Source organism: Sphingomonas albertensis (assembly GCF_014358075.1).
Classification (GTDB): domain Bacteria; phylum Pseudomonadota; class Alphaproteobacteria; order Sphingomonadales; family Sphingomonadaceae; genus Sphingomonas; species Sphingomonas albertensis.
In genome coordinates, this window is record NZ_JACONT010000076.1 from 1 (window position 1) to 5,022 (window position 5,022).

4 protein-coding genes are annotated in these 5,022 nt (G+C 67.4%); all 4 read left to right on the forward strand.

Annotated elements, in window-relative coordinates; all coding sequences use genetic code 11:
* The first annotated feature begins 56 nt into the window (after window positions 1–56).
* The 4 genes from H8S47_RS18965 to H8S47_RS18565 are packed head-to-tail and all read left to right on the forward strand — an operon-like array spanning window position 57 to window position 4,939.
* Window positions 57–695 (forward strand): CerR family C-terminal domain-containing protein, encoded by a 639-nt coding sequence (locus H8S47_RS18965; protein WP_187505245.1) that lies wholly within the window; start codon window positions 57–59, stop codon window positions 693–695.
* A complete protein-coding gene (locus H8S47_RS18555; RefSeq protein WP_187505246.1) occupies window positions 692–1,858 on the forward strand; it encodes an HlyD family secretion protein in 1,167 nt (388 codons plus the stop codon). The genes H8S47_RS18965 and H8S47_RS18555 overlap by 4 nt, the downstream gene beginning before the upstream one ends.
* A 1-nt stretch (window position 1,859) precedes the next feature.
* A complete protein-coding gene (locus H8S47_RS18560; protein WP_187505247.1) occupies window positions 1,860–3,479 on the forward strand; it encodes a DHA2 family efflux MFS transporter permease subunit in 1,620 nt (539 codons plus the stop codon).
* The gene (locus H8S47_RS18565) at window positions 3,479–4,939 is read left to right on the forward strand and encodes an efflux transporter outer membrane subunit (RefSeq protein WP_187505248.1); all 1,461 of its coding nucleotides are present in this window, start codon (window positions 3,479–3,481) and stop codon (window positions 4,937–4,939) included. Before H8S47_RS18560 ends, H8S47_RS18565 begins: the two co-directional genes overlap by 1 nt.
* Window positions 4,940–5,022: the final 83 nt, after the last annotated feature.

Below are 5,022 nucleotides of genomic sequence, written 5' to 3' on the forward strand. Positions count from 1 at the left end.
CAAACATGACATCTTCTTCATTAGGCCCGTTCGTTCGATCGAACTAAACGCCCCGCGTGGTCCAGTCCCGACTCCTCGACATCGCGATCAGCGAATTCGGCGCCAAGGGCCTCGAAGGCGCCAGCACGCGCGGCATCGCCGCTGCGGCCGGCACCGCGATGTCGTCGATCACCTATCATTACGGCGGCAAGGAGGGTCTGTACCTCGCTGCCGCCGACCGGATCGCCGAGCGCATGTCCGCGGTGATGGGCGATCCGCTCGACCTCGACCACGACATTGGGTCCGACGATGCAGTCGGCGCGCGTGCGCAGATTCACCGCGTCCTCGGTCGGCTGGCCGACAAGATGGCGAGCGCCGACAGCGCCGACTGGACGCTGTTCGTGCTGCGCGAACAGATGAAGCCGAGCGAGGCGTTCGAACGGATCTATGGCGGCGTGATGGGCCAGATGGTGCGACAGCTCGGCGAGTTCGTGTGCATCGCGACCGGCCTGCGCAATGTCCGCACCGCCCGGATCGCGACGATCACGCTGCTCGGGCAGGTAGTGGCGTTGCGATCGAGCCGCGCGACCTGCCTCAAATTGCTCGAGCGCGACACGCTCGAGCCTTCCGACATCCTCGATATCAAGGCGCGGATCGACGCCAATATCGACGCCATTCTCGATTCGATGCGTGCTGAAGAACAGGGCCAGGCATGACCGACCAGACGAACCACTCAGATACCGACCACGAGGACGAGGGCCGCAAGCCCGACCCGAACGGCGAGGACCAGCAGTCCGATACCGAGCAGCAGGATGAGGCGGACGACGACGACAAGAAGCCGTCGGTGTTCAAGAAGCCGCTGTTCTGGATCATCCTTGTCATCGTCGTCGGCGGACTGATCATCGGCGGGGTGCTCTATTGGCTGCACGCGCGGCAGTTCGAATCGACCGACGACGCGTTCGTCGACACGCACATCGTCCGCCTCGCGCCGCAGGTCGCAGGCACGCTGGTCCAGGTCGCCGACATCGACAACCGCCACGTCGAGGCCGGCCGGCTGCTCGCCGTCATCAAGGCATCCGGCCGCGACGCGCAGGTCGCCGAGGCGCAGGCGAACGAATCGCAGGCGCGCGCGCAGTTCGCGCAGGCCCAGGCGCAGGTGACCGCCGCCGAGGCGCAGCGCCAGCAGGCAGCCGCCCAGGCGCGCGTGCCGATGGCGGCCGCGATCAAGGCCCAGCAGGACCTCGCACGCTATGAGGCGCTCCTGCGGCTCGATCCGAGCGCGGTCGCGGGCCAGCAGCTCGATCAGGCGCGTGCCACCGCGCGCCAGACCGCCGCCGATGCCGCCGCCGCCCGCGAGCAGATCGACACCGCCACCGCGCAGATCAGCGTTGCCCGCAAACAGGTCGGTGCCGCGAAGTCGGTGATCGACGCCCGCCGCGCACAGGTCGAGCAGGCGAACGTCACGATCGGCGATCTCCGCCTCACTGCGCCCGTCGCGGGGCAGGTGGTCAACCGCTCGGTCAACGTCGGGTCCTACGTCGCCCCCGGCACGCAGCTGATGGCGATCGTCCCCGACAAGATGTGGGTCACCGCCAATTTCAAGGAAACGCAGCTCACGTTGATGAAGATCGGCCAGCCCGTCGACATCCACGTCGACGCGTATCCCGGCGTCGACTTCAAGGGGCATGTCGACTCGATCCAGCGCGGCGCAGGCCAGGCGTTCGCGCTTCTGCCCCCCCAGAACGCGACCGGCAATTACGTGAAGGTCGTCCAGCGCGTCCCCGTGCGGATCGTGTTCGACGCGAAGAACGGGCCCGATCCGAAGCGCTACCCGATCGGCCCCGGCATGTCGGTGGTGCCGACCGTCAAGGTCCGCTGAGGTGGCGAAAGCTCCTGCAAAAGCCGATGCGGGAGGCGGCCACACCTGGTCGCCGAGCCGGTCGGCAGCGGGCAAGTACAGCCCGTGGCTGATCGTCGCGATCATCTCGATCCCGACCTTCATGGAGGTGCTCGACACCTCGATCGCCAACGTCGCGCTCGATCATATCTCGGGCGGGCTGTCGATCACCACCGATCAGGCGACCTGGGTGCTTACCAGTTATCTCGTCGCCAACGCGATCGTCATCCCGATCTCGGGCTGGCTCAGCGACGCGATCGGGCGGAAACGCTATTTCCTGCTGTCGATCGCGCTGTTCACGCTCGCATCGCTGCTCTGCGGCCTCGCGCCGAACATCGGGACGCTGGTCGTCGCGCGCGTGCTGCAAGGCATCGGCGGCGGTGGCCTCGCGCCGGTCGAACAGTCGATCCTCGCCGACACGTTCCCGCCCGAAAAGCGCGGCATGGCGTTTGCGGCCTTCGCGATCGTCGTCGTCGTCGGCCCCGTGCTCGGGCCAACGCTCGGCGGCTATATCGTCGAATATTCGAGCTGGCACTGGGTCTTCCTGATCAACGTCCCCGTTGGGATCGCCGCGTGGTTCGCGGTCGAGACCTTCGTCGACGAGCCGCCGCAGGTGAAGAAGGACCGCGACGAGCGTTTCAAGAACGGCCTGACGATCGATTACGTCGGCGTCGCACTGGTCGCGCTCGGGCTCGGCTTCCTCGAACTCACCTTCGATCGCGGCGAGCGCGAGGATTGGTTCGCGAGCGGCTTCATCGTGATGTCCGCAATCATCGCGGCCGTGTCGTTGGTCAGCCTCGTCATCTGGGAGCTCAACCACAAGGACCCGGTGATCGACCTCAAGCTGATGAAGAACCGCAACTTCGCGCTGACGATCGGCGTGATGGGCGTCACCGGCATGATCCTGTTCGGCACGACGCAGCTCATTCCTCAGATGCTGCAACAGGTGCTCGGCTACAGTTCGCTCGACGCCGGTCTCGCGCTGACCGCCGGCGGCCTCGCGACGCTCGTCATGGTGCCGTTCGCGGGGCGGCTGAGCGGGCTGGTCGACGTCCGTTTCCTGCTGTTCCCGGCGTTGCTGGTGCAGGCATTCGCGCTGTGGAACATGAGCCACCTGACCGCCGACATCGCGTTCTCCGATGCGGCGTTCGCGCGGCTGTTTCAGGCGATGGCGCTGCCGTTCCTGTTCGTGCCGATCAACGCGATCGCCTATGTCGGGCTCAAGCAGACCCAGACCGCGCAGGCGTCGAGCCTGCTCAACGTCTCGCGCAATCTCGGCGGCACGATCGGCATCTGTTTCGCGCAGACGCAGCTTGCGGGCGGATTGCAGCGGCACCAGTCGGAGCTGACGCAGACGCTCAACCCGCTCGATCCGAACTACAACGACTGGATGCAGAAGGCGGCGGGCGCGTTTGCGGGGCAGGGCGATCCGTCGACTACGCCGCTGGCGGTGCTCTACAGCCAGATGCAACGGCAGGCGACGATGCTCGCCTTCCTCGACGTGTTCCGCGCAATGATGGTGGTCGTGCTGGTCGTCGCGCCACTGGTTCTATTCATGCGCTCCGGCAAGACCGGCAGCGCGCCCTCGGGAGGGATGCATTGATGCGTGCGCGGTTTTCGCTCGTTGGAGCAGCCCTGCTCGCGGGCTGTACGGTCGGTCCGAACTATGTGGCGCCGGAAATGCCGGTGCCGCCGGCGTTCGTCGGGCCGCAGGCTAGCGTAGGTGCGACCGTCGACCCGGCGCGCTGGTGGTCGGCGTTCGGCGATCCGCAGCTGGACGGCCTCGTCGAGCGCGCACTGAAGGGCAATCCCGACATCGCGATCGCCGCCTCGCGCGTGCGCCAAGCGCGGTTGCAGGAGATCGTCGCGCGCTCGCAAGGCCTGCCGAGCGTCAACGCCAGCGCCAGCCCGAGCCATATCGAGTTCAGCAAGAATGCCGGCCTCGCGTCGATCGCGCGCGCGTTCAGCGGCGGTACGGGCGCAGGCGGCACCGGCTCGACCGGCGGCATCGCGCTGCCCGGCAGCGGGATCACAACCTATTCGGTCGGCTTCGATGCAAGCTGGGAGCTCGACCTGTTCGGCGGCGTCCGCCGTAGCACCGAGGGCGCGCGCGCGCGCACCGAAGCGGCGGTCTGGTCGAAGCGCGACGCGGCGGTGACGCTAGCGGCTGAAGTCGCGCAGGCGTATTTCGCGCTTCGGCTCGATCAGGCGCAGCTCGCGACGATCGAAGGCGAGATCGCCAACCAGCGCCGTGCCCTGACCATCGCCGGCAACATCGCCAAGGTCGGCCTCGTCCCGCCGATCGACGTGACGCGCCAGCGGGCCTCGATAACTTCGACCGAGGCACGCGCCGAACCGGTCCGCGCCGATGTCGACGTCCGCATGCACGCGCTCGCGATCCTGCTCGGCGAGCCGCCTGCGACGCTGATGACCGAACTCGCGGCGCCGTCTGTCGCACCGCTCGGCGTGCCGACGATCCCCGCCGGGCTACCCTCCGAGCTGTTGCGGCGGCGTCCCGATATCCGCGCGGCGGAACGCGATCTAGCCGCTTCTACCGCCGATATCGGCGTCGCGGTGGCGGATATGTACCCGAAGTTCAGCCTGACCGGCATGAGCCAGCTCATCTCGACCGCGCTCGGCAATCTGTTCTCGGGCGACAGCCTCCAGCTGACCGCGAGCGGCGCGGCGCAGTTCCCGCTGCTCGACTGGGGCCGGCGCAAGTCGACGGTGAAGTCCCGCGAGGAAGACCGCGAGCAGGCGTATCTCCGCTATCGCTCGACCGTGTTGCAGGCGTTGCGCGATGTCGAGGATCCGCTGGCGCAGATCGCCGCCGAGCGCCGCCGGAACGCTGCGTTGCAGCGGGCGGTAGTCGATGCGCAGAGCAGCGCGAAGGCGGCGGAGTCGCAGTACCGGACCGGGTTCGTGGCGCAGAATACGCTGCTGGATGCCGAGACGGACGTGCTGACGGCGCGCGAACAGCTTGTGTCGAGCGATGCGCAGTTGCGGCAGCTGACTGTTGCGTTGTTTAAGGCGCTGGGGGGCGGTTGGGAGCAGGCGGAGTAAGGTCGCGCGCCTACCCGTCTGTTACTCACAACTATTTGTTCTCCCGCGAAGGCGAGAGCCCAGACTGGGGGCGGGCCCGAGCG